Source organism: Chryseobacterium sp. UNC8MFCol, assembly GCF_000482305.1.
In the GTDB taxonomy this organism is placed as follows: domain Bacteria; phylum Bacteroidota; class Bacteroidia; order Flavobacteriales; family Weeksellaceae; genus Chryseobacterium; species Chryseobacterium indologenes.
The window spans coordinates 115,414-136,471 of the sequence record NZ_AXUZ01000004.1; the positions used below are offsets into that span (position 1 = coordinate 115,414).

Consider the following 21,058-nt stretch of genomic DNA (forward strand, 5'->3'; position numbering starts at 1 on the left):
AATGAATACAACAGAAGAATTTTATGAAATTATCGCCTCAGCTATTGCGATAAAAAAAGAACTGGTGAATGAAAATCTTACCTACCAGGAAATCCCTGAATGGGATTCGATGTCTCATTTGCTTATTGTAGAAGCATTGGAGCAGTTTTATCAGATCAAATTTGACTTTAACGATATCCTGGAAATGGGTACGGTAGGTAAAATTCGTGAAAAAATGAAAAAATACGAGGTCCTCGTAGAAAACTAAGAATATGAAAATTTTAGAAAATGTAATTGCCAACAGAAATCTGTTGTTTACAGACGCTACCACCGGAAAAACTATTCCGGTTGGTACTCTGTACAGATCTTTAGGCCTTAACCCCGTAGAAAAAGGCCTGATCTTTTTGTACAATGACAATCAGCTTTCTTCCATTGAAGTCCTGCTGAATTTTTACGGAACAGCACACACCATTGCTGTTTTAGGCCAAAAACTTCACCCGGAGTTCAAAGCACGTCTGGAAGAAGAATACCGCCCGAAATATATCTTTGACCCATCACGAGAAGAAGTTCCGGGTTATACTGTCAAAGCTTTTTCGGATTCGGTGAGTATTCATGTGAAAAAAGATTATCAATGTGAAGTGGTTATCAATCCTGAAATCAAAATATTGTTAAGTACTTCAGGAACCACAGGCATTCCCAAGCTGGTTAAATTATCCGACAAAAGTCTGTATCAGAATGCGTTAAGTATTCTTCAGTATATGCCTATTTTAGAATCGGATGTGGTTCCTCTGAATGTTCCGATCAATTTTGTGTACGGTTTTTCCATTTTTACGACCAACTGTATGCGTGCCGGAAGAATTGTCTGCACCGACAAAGACATCATGCAAAAAGCTTTCTGGGATGAAATGGAAGAATTCGGGTACAGTACTCTGGGAGGAGTTCCTTATCTCTACGAAAATCTGAACAGAATCGGTTTTTTTAGAAAAGACAGTCCAAGTTTAAGATATATGACTCACACCGGAGGAGTGATCAATGGCGAATTGAGAAAAACCATTTTTTCTTACTGTCATGAGTTTGAAAAACAGTTTTTTGCACAATACGGTCAGACCGAAGCAGGTGGAAGAATGGCTTATCTCACCACAGATGGTCTTCTGGAAGATGAAACATCCATCGGAACTCCGGTTCATGGAGGCGATTTCAGTATTGATCCGGATAACGATGAGCTTTTGTTCTCTCACAACAGTATTTACGGAGGTTATGCCCATACGCTTAAAGATCTGACCTCTTATGAGCAGCCGGCAGTGCTCCGTACAGGAGATACCGCTCAAAAGGGAAAAAACGGCATCTATTATATTACCGGACGTATCAAAAGAATCATGAAGCTATTCGGAATCCGTCTTAACCTGGATGAAGTGGAGTTTATCCTGAAAAATGAGATGGAAGGAAATACTTTTGTCTGCCTGAATTCCAACGACAAGAAAATCATTGTATTGTACGACAATCCGGAGATTGATCCACAAGTTATCACAGAAACCATTAAAAACAAACTGCGCATCAATCCTCAATATGTACGCGCTGACCTTATAGAATCATTCCCGTTATCACAAAACGGTAAAATAAACTATCCCCTGTTACAAAACTTACAGCATGAAAACATCTAAAACCCTTATATTACTTCTTGGTCTTGCTTTAACTTCAAATCAGCTTTCAGCACAACAGAGCGACAGAGTTCATGGCAAAATCATGCTGTCTGAACAGGCACCTGTAAAAAATGCCGTTTTAAGGCTTTTGGATACGTCTCATCAGGCAAAAACCAATAATTTAGGAGAATATTACTTTGAAAATGTACCACCTGGAGAATATATGCTTCAGGTGGTTTTAAATGATATTGAATTGATGCGTGAGAAAATCAGCATTAAAAAAGATGTCTATGAAATTCCGGCTATTTATGCTTCCATTCATAATAATGTGATTGAAGGAATTACCATTTATGCGGTCAGCAGAAACAAATTTCTGGACAAAGACAGCACTTCTGTGGCAAAAATGCCCTTAAAAAACTTAGAAAATCCTCAGGCATACACGAGCATTAATCAGCAAATCATGAAGGAGCAGCTTACCTATGATGTTTCAGAGGTTTTGAAAAATGTTCCCGGTATGGTAAAAATGCAGGGAAGTCCGGGAAGGGGTTCCGGTGACGGAAGCTTTTACTACAGCTTACGAGGTTTCCCGACAAAAGTATCCATGGTTGATGGAATTCCTGCGACGACCAACGGAGAAATCGATCCTTCAGATATTGAACGTCTTGAAGTAATTAAAGGTCCTTCAGGGACATTGTACGGAGGAGCGGTAACATCATTTGGAGGGCTGATCAATTTAGTTACCAAAAAACCGAAAGATTATTTCGGAGGCGAAATATCCTACCTTATGGGAAGCTACAACCTGAATCGGGTGACAGCAGATGTCTATGGCCCGATAACCGACAACCGGAAAACATTGTTCCGTCTGAATGCAGCTTATCAGTATCAGAATGGCTTCAGGGATTCTGAATTCAGAAAATCATTCTTTGTCGCTCCAACAGTAAATTATCAGGTCAGTGACCGTTTGAAATTCAGTTTAGGTGCTCAGATCTATAATTATGAAGGAACCAATACCCCGATTATCTTTCTTTCCAGAACAAGACCTTATGTTGCACACAATCCTGATGAACTGGGCTTCGATTGGAAAAGATCGTATTCCAATAATGATATGACCCTGAAAGCTCCTTCCATCAACGTAAGAGCTGAAGCCAATTATAAAATTTCAGATAAATGGTCCTCACAAACCTTGCTTTCAAGAAACTTCAGAAAAACTGAAGGTATATATCAATATCAGTTCATCAGAGGTAAAGATAATGATAGGGATTTGGAACGTAATGTACAATTGCAGAATTCGGAAGCTGCCTCTACAAGTTTTCAGCAAAACTTTAATGGGGAATTTAATATTGGTAAAATCAAAAATAAAGTTTTAATTGGATTAGATTATTTAAATCAATCTATCAACAACAATCATTCTCCAATTGTTGCATTTGACGACAAGTATATTGATGGGCAAAGCTTAACGGGCAGTTATGGAAGTATCTCCAAAGATCTTGCCCTTCAGAAAATCCAGACTTTTACCCAGGAAGCCATTAAATTAGGGAAAACACCTTTGGTTAGAAATACATCTTCTGCTAATCTGTATGGAGCATATATTTCCAATGTAACCTATATTACAGACCGATTAATTACTTTATTAAGTTTGCGTGTTGATCACTACGAAAGCAAAGGACAGCTTAACCTGAATACCAACGTTCGTGCTGGAGAGTTTAAGCAAACAGCCTGGTCTCCGAAGATAGGTTTGGTGTATCAGATTATTAAAGATCAGCTATCAGCCTATGGAAACTATATGAACGGCTTTAGCTATACACCGCCTGTGGTACAGAAACTGGCAGATTATAGTGGTGATATGAAGCCACAAATGGCCAACCAGTGGGAAGTAGGCGTAAAAGGAAATTTTTGGAGAAACAAAGTGAATTTCACGGTAGGATACTATGATATCCTTGTTGACAACATTCAAAGAGGGATCGGAGTCGTTCGTGATGGACAAGAATATGCTATTGTTATTCAGGATGGACAACAAAGGAGTAAAGGAATCGAAATTGAAACCATCATGAATCCTGTTCAGGGATTAAACATTATGGCAGGATATACCTATAACCACAGCAGATTTGAAAAGGCAGATGTCGATGTGGAAGGCCGCCGCCCGGAATCTGCAGGTCCTGCCAATGTATTTAATTCGTGGATCAGTTATATTATTCCCATTAAAGGGCTTCAGGGATTAGGAGTAGGTTTCGGGGTAAACCGTGTCGGAAAACAGATTACCGGAAATAAAGTGACAACCGGACAATTTGCATTTCCTGCCTACACATTGATCAATGCTTCTGTTACTTTAGAAAAAGAAAGATATCGCTTAGGATTTAAAATGAATAATATAGGCAATGTGCAGTACTTTGCAGGCCAGGGAGTGATTGTGGCTCAGATGCCGCGTAATTTTGTTGCCGAAGTAAGTTTTAAATTTTAATACTACCAAGACAGAAGTGAAGAGTCTATATAAAGGCAAAAAGAAAGCTTGCTGATTTTTATCGACACATACACTTTCCACTACTCCTTATAAGCTATGAAACTTAAATTTAGAAAAATAGCCTATCAGTTACATCTATGGCTCGGACTCGCGTCCGGGCTTATAGTTGTCATAATGGCTGCAACAGGTTGTATCCTTTCATTTGAGGATGAACTGAAACATCTGATACATCCCCAAAGATATTACGTAAATGCGATAGGTAAAGAGAAATTACCACTTGCCGAATTAACTGCTAAAGCTGAACAGGCACTTCCTGAAGGCTTAAAAATCAAAAGAGTACAGATTTCTTCGGATCCTTACGGAACCTATATGTTCAGAACGTTGAAAATGGATAATGAAGCCTTGACGTATTGGGGAACTTACGTGTATTATTACCGGGTATATCTTGATCCATACACCGGAAATGTTCAGGAAGTAGAAAACGCAAAAACGGATTTTTTTGAAATTATTCTTGATCTCCACCGAAGATTGCTTCTGGGAGAAAAAATAGGGAAAGCCATTACCGGGTATTCAACCTTAGTATTGGCTGTCATTCTTTTTTCCGGACTGGTGATATGGTATCCGCGGAAAATGAGTAAAAGTATGCTCAAAGGCATGTTTTTTATTAAGCTCTCTGCCAACTGGAAAAGAATCAATTATGATCTTCATAATGTGCTGGGATTTTATTCGATGATCCCTTTACTTTTGATTGCCTATTCTGCTTTGATATGGAATTTTAAGGGTATGGATACATGGATACAAGATTTTTTAAATAACAATGGCAAAGTAGAACAAAAAATAAAAAGCAATAAACCTAAGAATGAATCTACTGATCGGGATATGGTTCTTGCCAAGATATGGAAAACTGTGGAAAGTCAGATGGTCCATAAGAAATCTGCAATGATTAACTTTCCCAGAACAGATGAAGGAACATATTATGCAGAAATAACAAAAGGTGAAAAGCAATACCAGAACGAACAGTTCAATTTTGATCAATATTCCGGAGCAAAGCTAACATATCAGTCGTATAAAGATAAAAACATTGGAAACGGAACTGCCCTTAGGGAAAGGAATTACGACTTGCATACCGGAAGTATTTTCGGAATGACCGGACGAATCCTATACTTTCTGGCAGGAATTATAGCCACTTCATTACCTATTACCGGTTTTATTATTTTTTTAAACAGGAAAAAGAAAAAGCCAAAACACAAGAAGAATAAGATTGTTTTTCCTCGCCACCACTAATTATCTTCAGTAAGAGGGATGCTGCATATTTTAATACCACTAATGCACGAATAAATTTTCTTATAAGCCTATGTGCCTATGGTTATATTTTTTACCACATAGATTTAATGCATAAATTCTTTGGTTTTTTAATTCGTGCATTCGTGGCAGAAAAATCACTCTATCAATCTTTTCACATTGTTGGAAAAAACATCAACACTTTTTTCCATTTCATCAGCATTAAGATCTCCAAATCCCAGTCTCATGGCCGTCAGATTTTTATTCTGATACAACAATGTTTTAGGAATAAACAGGTTATCCTGCGCGCATCCGCGGCTCAGTTGCATCAGGTTAATGGGAACATTCCATTCCAGCCAGATGGCCAACCCGCCGGAAGGTATTTGAAAAGTGATGAGGTTTTCAAGGTTTTCTTTAAGGAGAACAGCAAGATAATCCCTTCTTTCCTGATACACTTTCAGTGATTTTTTCAGGTACCGGTTAATTTCTCCCTCTTCAATCATTTCTCCCAATGCTCTTTCCATAAGAATATCACCTTGACGGTCTATAATTCCCAAATACTTCCTCATTTCAGCCATCAGATTTTCGGGAGCAACGATGAACCCGGTTCTGAATCCGGGAGCCAGAGACTTTCCAAACGAACCGATATAAATGACCATTCCATTGGTATCTGCACTGGCCAAAGGAAGGATAGGACTTTTGTCGTAATGAAATTCGTAGTCATAATCGTCCTCAAGAATAATAAAACCATATTCATTGGCCAGCTCCAGCAATTCCAATCTCCTTTGTGCACTTAGGGCAACAGTGGTAGGATAGTGGTGATGTGGTGTGAGGTAGAGCATTCTTATTTTTTGCTTTTTGCAAGCTTCCCGAACATTTTCTACTATGATTCCCTCTTCGTCAATAGGAATTGAGACCATTTGAACTCCGGCTTTCATAAAAATCATATTGACGGAAAAATAGCTTAAAGCTGCTACCAATACTACATCTCCGGGAGAAAGAAGGATTTCGGATACAATATAAATACTCATTTCCGTGCTTCGGGTGATCAGAAGATTGTTTTTAGAAATGGGTAATCCGCGCGATAAATTGAGATATCGGGATAGATGTTCCTTGAAAAATTCACTTCCGTCATGGTTATAATGTCCGGAAATCTTCTGATTGGACTTCCGTTTAAGAATAGAACTATAAAACCGCGAATGCTGGGCAATCTGGGTCAGTCTGATATCAGGAACCCCGTCATTGAAAACATATTCACAATCTGAATGCTCAAAAGGATTATCCAGAATATTGGATGTTTTAAATAAGAACCCTGTTGTTTCAGGATAATTTTGAAGATTATTATGTTGAAAATCATTAACCTTTATGGGCTTTTCCTCATCTTCTCCAATCACAAACGTTCCTTTATTGGGAAAACTTTCTGTCCAGCCTTGTGCCGAAAGCTCGTCATAAACCGCTACCGCTGTATTCCTGTGGATTTCCAGCATTTCACTAAAGGTTCTTGTACCCGGAAGTTTGGTTCCAAAAGGTAAAAAACCTCTTTGAATAGCATTGATCAGTTGATTGGCAATTTGTAAATAGATGGAAGTGTCTGATTTTCTATCTATTTTAATAAAACTTTCATAAGGAATTCTAACCGGACTATCCATAATATCAAAACTGGCACCATATAGCCATCCGGCAATATACTACTTTTGACATCAAAATAAAAATCTATGGAATTTCATCACTTGTTGAAAAGGATTGTACAGGAAGGTAATACCCACGCTAAATGGCTGAATACTCTTTCATTTATGGAAAATGCCGGAGCAAGGAAAATATCAAAATGTGAGCATCCGGTTTTGGTCAGTCAGATCCAGTTGAAACATGCTGCTGAAGAACACCGTCATGCTTATTATTTAAAAAAACAAATTGGAAAAATAGATCCCGAGCTTTGCAAAACCTATGAAAGCAAGGAACTTCTTGCTCCCGTAGCCACACGACAATACCTTCATTCGCTGGATATCAAAGCTTGTAAATACCTACAGCAGGCTTTTGGACTTACCAAGGAAGATTTAAAATATGCCGCTTATCTTTTTGTAACCTATGCAATTGAAGTGCGCGCTGATGAACTTTACCCTGTTTATCAAGAGATTCTTACGGAAGAATCGTCTAAAATCATGGTAAAATCTATTATTTTGGAAGAAGAAGGTCATCTTGAGGAAATGATTCATCAGTTAAATGAATTCTCCGCTGATTGGCAGCAGCACGCCCATCATATTCTGGCCATTGAAAAAGAACTGCATGAGCAATGGATTGCCGCAATCATTCAGGAAGTAGCATAATTATCCATGCTTATTCATCATAAATTTCAGGAACTGCTTCGTAAAAGGAAGGAAGCCGGAACTTTCAGAAGTCTGAAGCCCCAGGCAGACGGAATTGATTTTTATTCCAACGATTATCTGGGCCTGGCAAGGAATAAAGATTTCCGGAATATATTGTTGCAGGCAATTAATGATCATCCGGAACTGATTTCAGGAAGTACGGGGTCAAGGCTCATCAGTGGGAATACTGGTATTGCTGCTGCCACAGAAGAATATATCGCAAAAAAGCATGGGTTTGCTGATGCATTGCTTTTCCCTTCAGGCTATAATGCCAATCTTGCTTTGTTTTCGACTCTTCTAACCCGTCATGATACGATAATTGTAGACGAACAGATTCATCGTTCAGTACATGACGGCTGTAAAATGTCACATGCCAGAAAGTTGAAATTCAGGCACAATGATCTTGAAGACCTGGAAAAAGTATTAAAAAGACAAAAAGGACAATGTTATATTGCAATTGAAAGTCTCTATTCTATGGATGGCGATCTGGCACCCATTGAGGATATTGTGATTCTTGCGCAACAATATAATGCGGGTATCCTTGTAGATGAAGCACATGCTTTTGGTGTTTTGGGCTATGGATTGGTAGAACAATATCAATTACAGGATAAGGTTTTGGCGGTGTTGGTGACATATGGGAAAGCACTTGGTGTCCACGGAGCTGCTATCTTGTGTAATGAAATGGTGAAGTCTTACCTTATCAACTTTGCAACCCCATTTATCTATACAACTTCCGCACAGGATTTTCAGTGGGTAAGTATTAAATCGGGATATGAATTCCTGAAAAATCACCAGGAGTTACCCAAAAAACTTCGGGACAATATTGATTTTTTTAAAAAGCAAGGGCTGAAAACCCCGTCATCATCAAAAAGTCCTGTTCAGGCTATTATAATTCCTGATAATCAGAAGCTGAAAACAATGCAGAATATTTTATTGAAGGAAAACTTTTTAACCTATGCCGTTTATAGCCCAACCGTAAAAGAAGGAACGGAAAGATTACGGATATGTCTTCACAGTTTTAATACGGAGGATGAGATCATACGATTAGCAGAAATCATGAAACAATATCTAAACTAAGAACATGAAGACTAAAGATAAAAACACTTATTGGTTTAACCTTAAAAATTAATACATAAAACATCCACATCACGAATGAAACTATTCATCACAGGAATCGGAACAGAAATAGGAAAAACCGTATGCTCGGCCGTTCTGGTTCAGTATTTTAAAGCAGATTACTGGAAGCCGGTACAATCCGGTGACCTTCATTACTCAGACAGTCATAAAATTGAAACATGGACGGAGAATACAATCTGCCATCCTGAAACATATCGCCTTCAACTGGCAGCTTCTCCGCATCAATCGGCAAGGGAAGAAAGCATACAGATTGATCTTGATCACTTTCAGGTGCCGGAGACTGAAAATGCGCTGATTGTAGAAGGTGCGGGAGGATTGATGGTTCCTGTTTCAGATAACAGGTTTATGATTGACCTGATTGAGACTTTACACCTGCCAGCAGCATTAGTTGTAAGGAATTATCTGGGATGTATCAATCACAGCTTACTATCAATCATGGCTCTACAACAGAGAAATATAAGATTAGAGTACCTGATATTAAATGGTGAATTTCCTGAGGATACAGAAAGAGTGATCTGCAGCTTTATTGAAAACGATACAAAAATCATCAGGATCCCCGAGATTCCCGATACAGATAAAGAACAGATAAAGATCGCTGCCAAGCATTTAACAATAACAAAATTATGATAATGGATACAATAAAAACAACGAGAAACGACTGGACTAAAGAAGAAATAGAAGAGATTTATCACTTACCTCTGATGGAACTTATTTATAAAGCTGCTACCGTGCACAGAGAGTGGCACGATCCGTCTGAAGTTCAGATTTCCACATTATTATCAATAAAAACAGGAGGCTGTCCTGAAGATTGCTCCTATTGCGGACAGGCTGCCCGTTATCACACGAATATCAAGGTGCAGGCTTTATTGCCGACCGAAACGGTCATTGCCCATGCTCAAAAAGCAAAAGATTCGGGATCATCAAGATTCTGTATGGCGGCAGCATGGCGTGAAGTTCGTAACAACCGTGATTTCGACCGGGTTATTGATATGGTAAAAGGAGTCAATGAGCTGGGGCTGGAAGTATGTTGTACATTGGGAATGCTTACCGAAGAACAGGCCGTCAGACTTCAGGAAGCCGGATTATATGCTTACAATCACAATCTTGATACTTCTGAGCAGTATTATGAAGAAATCATTTCTACGAGAACGTTTGACAACAGAATTAATACAATTAACAATGTCCGAAAAGCAGGAATTACCGTGTGTTCCGGAGGTATTATCGGTCTTGGAGAAACCCACAGAGACAGGATTTCCATGTTACTGACTTTGGCAACAATGCCCAAACACCCGGAATCTGTTCCGATTAATGCATTGGCAAGAGTAGAAGGAACGCCATTGGAAGACAACGAAAAAGTAGATACATGGGAAATGGTAAGAATGATTGCAACAGCAAGAATCGTGATGCCTGCTTCCATGGTAAGATTAAGCGCCGGACGTATCGAAATGACAGAAACAGAACAGGCATGGTGCTTCATGGCAGGAGCCAACTCTATTTTCACGGGAGAAAGAGAAACTTTACTGGTGACCCCAAATCCTGGAGTTTCCGAAGATATGCAGATGCTGCAAACCCTCGGATTAAAACCTATGATGAAAAAAGAAACATGTTGTTAAAATAATTATAAATGATAATTAATGTGTTATGAGCTGGATCATAAGCATAGTAAAGTTTGTCATCTTGCTGATATCCGATATTCTGGATATGAACATAGATTTCTGAATAGTATGATATTTTACAAAGGCTGATCTTGCATGCAAAGAAACATTTACTTTAAATCCATTGATATTCCATCATTAATCCATGGTTAATCACTATATGAATACAATAATGTCAACCGGTCTTCAACAAAGGGATAAAGCAGTGAACTGGCATCCTTATACTCAGATGAAGACCGCAGATGATATCATTCCCGTTATTAAAGGAAAAGGTATCTATTTATACGATGCAGAGGGTAAAAAATATATGGATGTAGTCTCCTCGTGGTGGGTTACTCTACACGGTCATTCGCATCCTCATATTGCACAGCGTGTTTTTGAACAATTAAATACGCTGGAACAGGTTATTTTTGCAGGATTTACCCATGAACCTGCCATACAGCTTTCAGAAAATTTATTGGAACTGCTGCCTGACAATCAGGAAAAAGTTTTTTATTCCGATAATGGCTCTACTGCAGTGGAAGTTGCCTTGAAAATGTGTATTCAGTATGCCCATAACCAAGGAAAAAAGAAAACTAAAATTCTGGCCTTCAAAAATGCCTATCATGGTGATACTTTCGGGGCGATGTCCGTAAGCGGGAAAAGCTTCTGGACGAAACCATTTGAAAGCATGCTCTTTGAAGTCGTTTTCATTGATACCCCCAATGCTGAAAATCTGGAAAATTTACAAAATCAGATTAAAGAACTTGTCGATGAAACAGCCTGTTTTATTTATGAACCATTAGTTCAGGGAGCAGCAGGAATGCTGATGTATAAACCAGAAGATCTGAGTCAGTTGATGAAATTTTGCAGAGAGCAGGGACTTCTGTTGATCCAGGATGAGGTCTTTACTGGTTTTGGAAGAACCGGGAAGCTTTTTGCAGCAGATCATCTTACAGAGCAGCCTGATATCATGTGTTTTTCAAAAGGATTGACAGGAGGCACTATGCCAATGGGCATTACAACCTGTTCCAACGAAATTTATGACGCTTTTCTGTCTGATGATAAGCATAAAACTTTATTTCACGGGCATTCTTTTACGGCTAATCCGTTAGCCTGCGCAGCAGCATTAGCAAGTATGGAACTGCTGCTCAATGAAGAAACACAGGTGAATATTAAACGAATTACTCGACAGCATTCAGAGTTTATAAAAGAACTGGGCCTTCATCCTTGCGTTGAAAACGCTCGTCAGACAGGAACTATTCTGGCATTTGATTTCAAAACAGGACAGGGAACCTCTTATTTTAATGAGATCGGTAAAAAACTGTATCAGGAGTTTTTACAGAGAGGAATCATCATGAGACCTCTTGGAAACGTAATCTATCTGGTTCCGCCATATTGTATTACGGCTGAAGAGCTGGAATTTGTATATCGGAATATTTCGGAAGTTTTGGATCAGTTTAAAGCCTGATGATTATAAAAGTATTGTTTTACCAATGCTTACACCTTATAGGTTTTAGAAACCTATAAGGTTTAAATATACACCTCAATTAATCTTCAACGTATTGATGTTTTGCTGCTTTCATTCCAAAGTACAACATCAGAACCACTGAGAGGCTCAAAAAATAAAATGAGCTTTCCCAGGAAATATCCCAATCATGAAGTTTCCCAAAAACAGGAGGCCCAAATGCTGCAATAAGATAACCGACAGACTGTGCCATTCCCGATATTTTTACGGCATTGATGCTGCTTTTTGTTCTTATAGAAAAGAATAATATGGATAAGCTGAAAGACAAACCATTCGCTATCCCGATAATGACAGCATTAACGTAAATCCATTGCGATTTCATAAAGACAAACATCATCGTGCTTCCAAACATTAAAGCACAGATAAAAAGGATCATTATTCTCTGATCTTTCATTTTATTGGCAATAAGCGGACAAAAGAAAGTAACAGGAATCATTGTAATCTGAATAACAAACAGCACCCATCCCGAGCTTTCACCCTGCATATTATAATCCGCTAAAAATGAGGGTAACCACGCTACAAGACAATAGTAGAATAAAGATTGAAGCCCCATGAATGCACTGATATTCCAGGCTTGGGAAGATGTAAACATATTAAAATCCGAAGTGCTCAAAGCTGTTTTGGGCTGATCAGTATTTTTTTTGTTTACTATAAATTCAATAAGTAGTACCAGAAATCCCAAGGCAGCGATCACCAGCCAGATTCCTAAAGAACCCCGCCACCCAAAACCGGTCCATTCGCCGATCTTAACACTGAATCCCGAAGCCAATGCAGCGGTAAGATTCATTGATACGGCAAAGACACCTGTCATTAAAGCAATTTGTTTCGGGAAATTATTTTTAACATAACCCGGTGTCACTACATTTCCAATGCATATTCCAAGCCCGATGAATACAGACCCCACAAATAATAACCATTGGGAACCCGATATCCGCAGAAATAAACCAAAACCTAAAATAAGTAAAGAATACATTAAAAGCTTACTTATTCCAAATGTATTTGAAAACCTGCTCACTAACACAGAACACACCGCAAACATAAAGAGTGGAATAGAGGTGAGCAGACTCACCTGAAAGTTATCCAGCTTCAACGCATCCCTCACATCACCCAGAACAGGAGAAACTGCCACGATAGGTGAACGAAGATTACTGGAAATAAGGATAACAACCAGAACATTAATGATTAATAAAACATAAGAAGCATTTTTTCGAACTTCATTCTTCATCATAATAAAAACTTTTCTACAAAATTAAGACAGTAATTTTGTTTAATTTTGCCAAAGTTTTAACTTCAAACGACATGAATGCCAACGACAGCATAGCCATTGATGAATTGAAAAAACCTTATTTTGTATGGTTTGAAGAAAACTGGATCCATGATAATATCCTTCATCAGCATCAAAAAGGTCAGCTGGTCTATGTGGAAAGTGGTTTTCAGTACATAGCTATTGAAGAAAAAAAATACCTGCTCCCTCAAAACCATGCTGCTTGGATTCCCCCGAATGCTATCCATAAAACCAATTCACATTCTGAAAAAATCAAATTGATGATTATGTTTGCAGAAGTTGACAGCAAAGAGTCGTTTTTTCAGGAAGTAAACGTTTTTTCGGTTCCGCCGGTTTTAAAGGAAATGATAAAATATTCAGAAAAATGGTCTAAACTGATGACAAAAGACCATCACGAAACTGTGTTTTTGCAAGCTCTTTTCAATGAATTACCGCGTTTTGCCGAGTATTCTCTTAAACTTCATATCATTCTTCCCAAAGATAAACGCCTGACTCATGTTATCGGATATCTTCACGATCACTATCAGAATGAAATTAAAATGGAAGATCTGACTGATATCGCTTTGCTTTCCACACGAACGCTGGAGCGCATCTTTAAAAAGGAAACCGGGCTCACCTTAAGCAAATATCAGCAAATGCTCAGAATTATTAAAAGCCTTGAGTTTCTCAGCTCAAATGATCTCACTATTTCAGAAACAGCTTATAAAGTAGGATATAAAAGTGTACAGGCATATACCAGAAGCTTTCAGTCTGTGATGCAGTTCAGACCAACCGATTTTATGAAAAACATGAAATAATTTTTCACACTGAAAAGTGATTTATTATATAGTTATTTTATTGCTACGTATTTATTTAAGGGCAATATCGAAAAACACAATATAACATATTTCACACTTTATTAATTTTTCCATATCGGTATCAAATAATCAATTATGACCCCATAAAAAATAAAAAGGCCCCCTAGAATGGAGACCTTAAAAAAACACAAATGATGAAAAAAAATTATTTCGATTCACAAATATAAGTAAAAATTATATTATGCAAAGCACTATAAGTGTATTTTTTTTAAATATTATTTATTTTAATTAAAAATGGCTATCCGCTAATTGATCTGATGTTTTTTTAAGATTATGAAATTCGACCATACAGAGTATACAGGTCCGGAAATCTCATTTAAAAAGGTTGATAAAAGGAAAAAACATGAGCTAAAATATATTTTGTATTCCCCTAAAATGTAATGAAATAGTCCGGAGGAATAACATAAACAGATAGAAGTCCGTTCTTTTGAATTCACTTTTTTTCAGATTTTGTCTTCGTTTACTGGAAATTCTTATGTGATTGTGGTCATAAAATAATCTTTTCTGTTTTTATTAATTTGTATAAAACTGATTGTATGAAACCGAAGCATATTAAAGGCGTTCCCCCACAAAAATCCGGTGGTTTTCATGATACTGAAAGCAGGAAACAGTTTGACCAGGCACTTATTCCCCTGAAATTTGAAATACTGCAAAAACGATTTTTTCAGATCAATAAATGGAAAAGCTACTGTGGAGAGGCGTTTGCAGAGTTTAAACTCCATGATAGCGAAGGCAATCCTATTGACCGCGCACCTCAAAAAGGTGACTTTGTCCGAATCAATATTCCGGGACCGGGAGAAACCGAAGCGAAAGGGTATGACTGGGTAGAAATTACGGATATCTGTTTCTATCAGGATAGTATTTCGGAAAGTATCATGATGACCTGCAGACCATCCGGGAATCCTCAACAAAAAAACAATCGCCATATTGCCCATTTCTATAGTTCCAGGGCAACTTCTACCTTTATGATTTATAAAAGCCCGACCCATTTAAAAACAGCTGTTTACGGAAGGAATGAATCTCCAAATTTTAATGCAAAATGGTTTGACGTGATCAGGAATTTTTTCGTTGCTGCAGGAGGGATGATGGGAATTGCCAAAATCCAGTGGAAGCAGCTCACTGATGGTTTCCTGGATTTTGAATAAATAAAGTAGGCTACCGCAACAGATAAATATATCAAAAACATTGACTAATACACCATTAATCGTACATTTGTCAATGACTGATATATACACATGGAAGAACGCTTAGTCTCATATATTACAAGTAAAATATCGGTAACAGAAACAGAGCTGTGTACCATACTTTCTTATTTTAAACCCATTCAATTAAAAAAGAATGAAATGCTGCTTACTAACGGACAGTCGAGCCAGAGAACGTTCTTTGTAACTTCCGGTTGCCTCAGGATCTTCTTTATCAACGAAGATGGTCAGGATTCTACCAGATATTTTGCCTTTGAGAACCAGTTTGCTACCGCTCTGGTGAGCTTTATTACCTCCGAACCTTCGGAAGAGTTTATCCAGGCAGTGGAAGATACTGAGGTCTATTATATAAGTCACAGCAACTTCTATCACTTGCTGGATATCATTCCTCAATGGGAAAAATTCTACAGGATATATCTTGAAATCGCTTATGTCACCAACACCAAGCGTCTCATGTCATTCCTGGTTCAGGATGCTCTGGAAAAATACCGTCAGTTGCTCAGTGAAAACCCCGTTATTGTCCGCAGATTATCCAACAAAATGGTAGCTTCTTACCTTAATATTTCTCAGGAAACGCTAAGCAGGCTGAAATCGAAACTGTAAACAGAGATTGTTTTTTTGTTTTTTTAAAAAGGATAAGTTATGCTGAATTAAAGCAAAAAGTTAAGACCATCAAACTCTGTTGTTAGCCCTCTCAAACCCTTTATTTAAAGGAAAATTAATCTTTAATAGTTTTTTAAAAAAGATTTTCGCCTTATATTTGCCGCAATGTTAAAATGGTTTTCCATATTATGCTCAATGATGTATGTACTGGCTACCACCAATGCGGGGGAAGTCTTCAAAGTGCCTATGTTTGTTGAACATTATATCGAATACCACGGAAGTTTATCAGAATTTGTGATGGAGCATTATGACAATCACAAAAAGGACTCTGACTGGGATACCGATCAAAAATTACCATTTATCAATCCACCTATTGTACTAACGGTACATGCCCAGCTTCCCGAACTTGATTTTGAGATTAAAAAACCTAAAGAAATTGCCATTCCACAGAAAAGCAGTATCTATCAGGAAAAGGATTTTTCCAACCTTTACCTTTCCCGGATTTTCCAGCCTCCACGGCTTTCCTAATTGATTACCAGATTGAAAATTAATGCTTTAAACAACTCATTAAAGCAGTAGATTCTTGTTACATATCAACTAACCCGCTGTCGTTTATAAACTTTAGCCAAAAGTTTCATCCATTGTTACAGCACTGAGCTTTGGCTTATCTTAATGGTAAAACTTTTTTATAAAGTGGTAAAAATATTTCTGTAAACTACTCCGGGTTATCAATTAATTATTTTTTCATGTTAAATAAAATCATTGAGTTTTCTGTAAAGAATAAGCTCATCATTGCCTTATTTACAATAGGTTTGGTAGTGTTTGGGGTCTATGAAACTACCCAGCTACCTATTGATGCTCAACCGGATATTACCAATAATCAGGTTCAGATTATTACCACGGCACCTTCTTACGGGGCGGCAGATATAGAACGCCTTGTCACATTTCCCATAGAACAGGCTACCAGCAATATCAGTGGAATCACCGAACTTCGGAGTCTTTCAAGGTTCGGATTATCTCTGGTGACCGTTGTTTTTGACGATAATACCGATGTATACTGGGCCCGTCAGCAGGTTCAGGAACGACTGCAATTGGTACAGGACAATATTCCCGAAGGAATAGGAAAGCCTGAACTGGGGCCTGTTTCTACCGGATTAGGAGAAATCTTTCAATATGTCGTAAGAGCCAAAAAAGGTTATGAAAATGTATATGACGAAACTGAACTCAGAACTATACAGGATTGGGTCGTCAGAAGACAGCTGCTAGGCACAAAAGGAGTCGCAGATGTCAGCAGTTTTGGCGGAAAATTAAAACAGTATGAAATTGCCATCAATCCTAACCAGCTACAGGCTTTCAACATCAATATCAATGATGTCTTTGCGGCGCTGGAAAAGAATAATCAAAATACTGGAGGCGCTTATATTGAAAAGAAAGAAACTGTTCTTTTCATCAGAAGTGAAGGCCTTTTAGGAAGTACGGAAGACATCGGAAATATTCAGGTAGCAGATACCAGAGAAGGAATTCCCGTACACATTAAAGATGTAGCATCCGTGAAGATCGGCTATGCCACAAGATATGGAGCCATGACCTATAACGATACGGGAGAAGTATCCGGAGCCATTGTTTTAATGCTTAAAGGGGAAAATGCCAACGTCGTGATTTCCAATATCAAACAGAGACTTGAAAAGATCCAGGAGACATTACCCGAAGGAGTGGTGATCGAACCTTTTCTGGACCGTGCCAAAATGGTTAATAATACGATCAGTACGGTAAAAACCAATTTAATGGAAGGGGCGTTAATCGTCGTTTTCATTCTCGTTTTATTTCTTGGAAACTTCCGGGCAGGTCTGCTTGTTGCTTCCGTGATTCCTTTGGCAATGCTTTTCGCGATTATCATGATGAACATCTTTGGAGTGGGCGGAAACCTCATGAGCCTCGGAGCACTCGACTTCGGACTTATTGTAGACGGAGCTGTGATTATTGTAGAAGCCGTTCTTCATCAGTTAGCCCATAAAAAGCACTTTGGGAAAGACAATATGCTTACCCAAAAAGAAATGGATGACCAGGTTTCGGGCTCTGCGACCAAAATGGTCAATAGTGCGGTTTTCGGACAGATTATCATCCTGATTGTATACCTTCCTATTTTTACACTTCAGGGCATTGAAGGAAAGATGTTTAAGCCTATGGCACAAACTGTTGCATTTGCCTTAATCGGAGCATTTTTATTGTCCCTGACCTATATTCCGATGATGAGTTCTTTGGTTTTGAGCAAAAAGAAAAAAGTGAAAGAAAATATATCAGACAGAGTGATGGCCAAAGTTGAAGCAGGTCATCAGAAACTTCTGATGAAAGCCCTTAAATTCAGGAAAACAATTATTGCAGGAGTAATAATCCTTTTTGCAGGGGCAATTTTTATTTTGTCAAAAATGGGTGGTGAGTTTATTCCGTCTCTGGAAGAAGGCGATTTTGCTGTTGAAATGAGAATTCTGCAAGGCAGCAATATCACTGAGACGAAAAAAGTAACGACCCAGGCTTCCGCTATTCTTTTAAAACAGTTTCCGGAAATACAAAAGATCGTCGTTAAAATCGGAAGTGCTGAAATTCCAACAGAACCGATGCCCATGGATGCAGGCGATATGATCATCGTTTTAAAACCCAAAAAAGAATGGACATCTGCAAAATCATTTCCCGAGCTTTCTGAAAAAATGAGCAAATCACTCAGTAGTATTCCCGGTTTGACGACCAGCTTCCAGTTTCCGGTACAAATGCGCTTTAATGAACTGATGACCGGTGCCAGACAGGATGTGGTATGTAAAATTTACGGGGAAGACCTGGACAGCCTTACAACGTATGCAAAAAAACTGGGAAGTATCATTACTACCGTCAAAGGTGCTCAGGATCTTTATATTGAACCTGTTGTAGGAGCTCCTCAGGTCGTGATCGACTACAACCGTGCCGAATTATCCCGTTACAAAATTTCTGTTGCCGATATCAACAGGGTAATCAATATGGCATTTGCAGGGCAAACGGCCGGAGCCTTGTACGAAGGAGAAAAAAAGTTTGATATTGTCGTAAGAATGGATAATGAGCGTAAAAAAGACATTACGAGCATTCAAAACCTGTTGATTCCTACTGCTTCAGGAGAGCAGATTCCGTTGTCACAGGTTGCCAAGGTAGAACTGAAGAACAGTCCGAATCAGATCCAGAGGGAAGATACCAAAAGGCGGATTATCGTAGGATTTAATGCGAAAGGGAGGGATGTACAGACCATTGTTGAAGAACTACAGCAGAAAGTGAATGATAATCTCAGATTCTCCCAGGGATATACGGTCTCTTACGGCGGGACATTTGAAAATTTAAATAAAGCTAAAGCAAGACTGGGAATCGCTGTTCCTATTTCCTTAGTGATGATTTTCCTGCTGCTGTTCTTTGCTTTCGGCTCTGTAAAGCACAGTTTGCTGATCTATACTGCAATTCCTTTATCAGCAATTGGCGGGGTATACTTTCTGGCATTACGAGGAATGCCGTTTAGTATCAGTGCCGGAGTTGGTTTTATCGCTTTATTCGGGGTAGCAGTACTTAACGGGATTGTTTTGATATCAGAATTCAACAGACTGAAAGATAACGGAATAACCAATACCAGCAGAATTGTGTTGATGGGAACAAGAATCAGACTTCGTCCGGTATTGATGACTGCTTTTGTAGCCTCGTTAGGTTTTTTACCTATGGCGTTAAGTAACGGGGCAGGGGCAGAAGTACAACGACCCTTAGCTACAGTGGTTATCGGTGGCTTAATGCTTGCCACATTCCTGACTTTATTTGTACTCCCTATTCTATACGTCCTTTTTGAACATATTAATAAAGATAAAATGAAATTCTCAAAAAAAATAAATCCTCAAAAACTATCTGTTTTCCTGCTGCTGATTTCTTTCGGAAGCTTCCATGCACAAGAAAATATCATTTATGAACAGGCATTGGAAAAAGCTTATCAGCAGAACGGAACCATTAAAAATTCAAAATTAATCTCAGAATATCAGCAAAAATTAAAAGCCAGTTATCTGGACATTCCGCAATTAGAGGTCACTGGAGGATTCGGGCAGATTCAGGGTGAAGAGACTGATAACTCCTTCGGTGTTTCCCAACGATTCAGTTTTCCTACCGTATATTCAAAGAGGAAACAGATGTTGGATGCAGAGTGGACGGCAAGTGTAATCAATCAAAATCTGACAAAAACACAACTTACCAAAGAAATTACAGATACTTTTTACAGGATTTTAGTCCTGCAGGAAAAGAAAAAGGTACTGGAATATATCAGCCGTCTGTATGTTAATTTTGCTGAAAAAGCAGGTTTAAGACTTAGAAAAGGCGAGGCAAATGTTTTAGAGGAATCTACGGCAGAAATTCAAAAAGAACAGATGAAGGTACAGCTCGTAAACCTTGAGAATGACCTGAATATGGCAAGACTCCAGCTACAGCTTCTTCTTCAGTCAGACATTCCTTACCAGCCTGTTGCCGATAGACCGATTATGGATATGAATCTTCAGATTTCAGAGGATAAGGTAAAACAACATCCGGAACTTCAGTATCTGCAACAACAAATCAAAGTAGGAGAGGCTGAAGTACAACTAGAAAAAAGCAAATTACTCCCGGAGCTTCTTGTAGGATACACCAATCAAAGTATGAAAAACATTAATAATAATCGTTTTAATTCAGTGCAGGTAGGTGTGGGAATTCCTTTATTTACAAAGGGGCAAAGAGCACTGGCAAAGGCAGCTCAGACAAAAATTGCTATTTCTGAAAATCAGTATCAGAGAAAAGAAATTGAGCTTAAAAACAGATTGAGCCAACAACTCAGCAACTATATGAACCAGCAACAAATCATTGAAAATTATGAACAGAAACAGCTTCCAAAATCTGAAATCATTTTACAAACAGCCCAAAAACAAATGGAAGTCGGCGAAATCGATTACCTGAACTGGGTAATTCTGGTCAATCAGGCTGTAAAAACAAAAGCCGACTATATTGATCAACTGGAGAAACTTAATCAGATCGGAGCAGAACTTAAATTCTTAATTTCAAAATAACAGCGTC

At 38.4% G+C, this 21,058-nt stretch carries 16 protein-coding genes; 14 read left to right on the forward strand and 2 right to left on the reverse strand.

Going from position 1 to position 21,058, the window contains the following annotated elements; genetic code table 11:
- Position 1 precedes the first annotated feature (1 nt).
- From M030_RS0103690 to M030_RS0103705, 4 genes are all read left to right on the forward strand, one after another.
- A complete protein-coding gene (locus M030_RS0103690; protein ID WP_027372308.1) occupies positions 2–247 on the forward strand; it encodes an acyl carrier protein in 246 nt (81 codons plus the stop codon).
- Between the two features lie 4 nt (positions 248–251).
- Positions 252–1,640 (forward strand): AMP-binding protein, encoded by a 1,389-nt coding sequence (locus tag M030_RS0103695; RefSeq protein WP_027372309.1) that lies wholly within the window; start codon positions 252–254, stop codon positions 1,638–1,640.
- A complete protein-coding gene (locus M030_RS0103700) occupies positions 1,627–4,077 on the forward strand; it encodes a TonB-dependent receptor (RefSeq protein ID WP_027372310.1) in 2,451 nt (816 codons plus the stop codon). Before M030_RS0103695 ends, M030_RS0103700 begins: the two co-directional genes overlap by 14 nt.
- Positions 4,078–4,173: 96 nt before the next feature.
- Positions 4,174–5,361, forward strand: coding sequence for a PepSY-associated TM helix domain-containing protein (locus M030_RS0103705; RefSeq protein WP_027372311.1), 1,188 nt, complete (start codon positions 4,174–4,176; stop codon positions 5,359–5,361).
- A 155-nt stretch (positions 5,362–5,516) separates the two neighbouring features.
- Here M030_RS0103705 and M030_RS0103710 read toward each other — a convergent pair whose 3' ends face one another.
- Complete coding sequence (locus M030_RS0103710; RefSeq protein ID WP_027372312.1) at positions 5,517–7,007, reverse strand: PLP-dependent aminotransferase family protein; 1,491 nt, start codon at positions 7,005–7,007, stop codon at positions 5,517–5,519.
- 66 nt (positions 7,008–7,073) lie between these two features.
- Between M030_RS0103710 and M030_RS0103715 the strand changes: the two genes are divergently transcribed.
- From M030_RS0103715 to bioA, 5 genes are all read left to right on the forward strand, one after another.
- Positions 7,074–7,682, forward strand: a complete 609-nt coding sequence (locus M030_RS0103715; RefSeq protein WP_027372313.1) for a hypothetical protein — start codon at positions 7,074–7,076, stop codon at positions 7,680–7,682.
- Between the two features lie 6 nt (positions 7,683–7,688).
- Positions 7,689–8,798, forward strand: a complete 1,110-nt coding sequence (locus M030_RS0103720; RefSeq protein WP_027372314.1) for an aminotransferase class I/II-fold pyridoxal phosphate-dependent enzyme — start codon at positions 7,689–7,691, stop codon at positions 8,796–8,798.
- Between the two features lie 75 nt (positions 8,799–8,873).
- On the forward strand, positions 8,874–9,485 hold the full coding sequence (gene bioD / locus M030_RS0103725) for a dethiobiotin synthase (protein WP_027372315.1): 612 nt from the start codon (positions 8,874–8,876) through the stop codon (positions 9,483–9,485).
- A 2-nt stretch (positions 9,486–9,487) separates the two neighbouring features.
- Positions 9,488–10,471 (forward strand): biotin synthase BioB, encoded by a 984-nt coding sequence (gene bioB / locus M030_RS0103730; protein WP_027372316.1) that lies wholly within the window; start codon positions 9,488–9,490, stop codon positions 10,469–10,471.
- 214 nt (positions 10,472–10,685) lie between these two features.
- Entirely contained in the window at positions 10,686–11,963 is a 1,278-nt protein-coding gene (gene bioA, locus M030_RS0103735) for an adenosylmethionine--8-amino-7-oxononanoate transaminase (RefSeq protein ID WP_027372317.1), read from the forward strand.
- Positions 11,964–12,042: 79 nt separating this feature from the next.
- Here the strand turns inward: bioA and M030_RS0103740 are convergent, their stop codons facing one another.
- Positions 12,043–13,248 (reverse strand): CynX/NimT family MFS transporter, encoded by a 1,206-nt coding sequence (locus M030_RS0103740; protein WP_227533082.1) that lies wholly within the window; start codon positions 13,246–13,248, stop codon positions 12,043–12,045.
- Positions 13,249–13,319: 71 nt separating this feature from the next.
- Here M030_RS0103740 and M030_RS0103745 point away from each other — a divergent pair, with 71 nt between their 5' ends.
- The 5 genes from M030_RS0103745 to M030_RS0103770 all read left to right on the forward strand — a co-directional run bounded on the left by M030_RS0103745 (position 13,320) and on the right by M030_RS0103770 (position 21,051).
- Positions 13,320–14,102: an AraC family transcriptional regulator gene (locus M030_RS0103745; RefSeq protein ID WP_027372319.1), complete on the forward strand. Its 783-nt coding sequence runs from the start codon at positions 13,320–13,322 to the stop codon at positions 14,100–14,102.
- 596 nt (positions 14,103–14,698) lie between these two features.
- Complete coding sequence (locus tag M030_RS24860; protein WP_051584864.1) at positions 14,699–15,307, forward strand: hypothetical protein; 609 nt, start codon at positions 14,699–14,701, stop codon at positions 15,305–15,307.
- 90 nt (positions 15,308–15,397) lie between these two features.
- Positions 15,398–15,967 carry a Crp/Fnr family transcriptional regulator gene (locus M030_RS0103760; RefSeq protein WP_027372320.1) on the forward strand — a complete coding sequence of 190 codons (570 nt, stop codon included), beginning with the start codon at positions 15,398–15,400 and terminating at the stop codon, positions 15,965–15,967.
- Between the two features lie 165 nt (positions 15,968–16,132).
- Complete coding sequence (locus M030_RS0103765) at positions 16,133–16,495, forward strand: hypothetical protein (protein WP_123840937.1); 363 nt, start codon at positions 16,133–16,135, stop codon at positions 16,493–16,495.
- A gap of 218 nt (positions 16,496–16,713) precedes the next feature.
- Positions 16,714–21,051: a CusA/CzcA family heavy metal efflux RND transporter gene (locus tag M030_RS0103770; protein WP_027372322.1), complete on the forward strand. Its 4,338-nt coding sequence runs from the start codon at positions 16,714–16,716 to the stop codon at positions 21,049–21,051.
- The last annotated feature ends 7 nt before the right edge of the window (positions 21,052–21,058 follow it).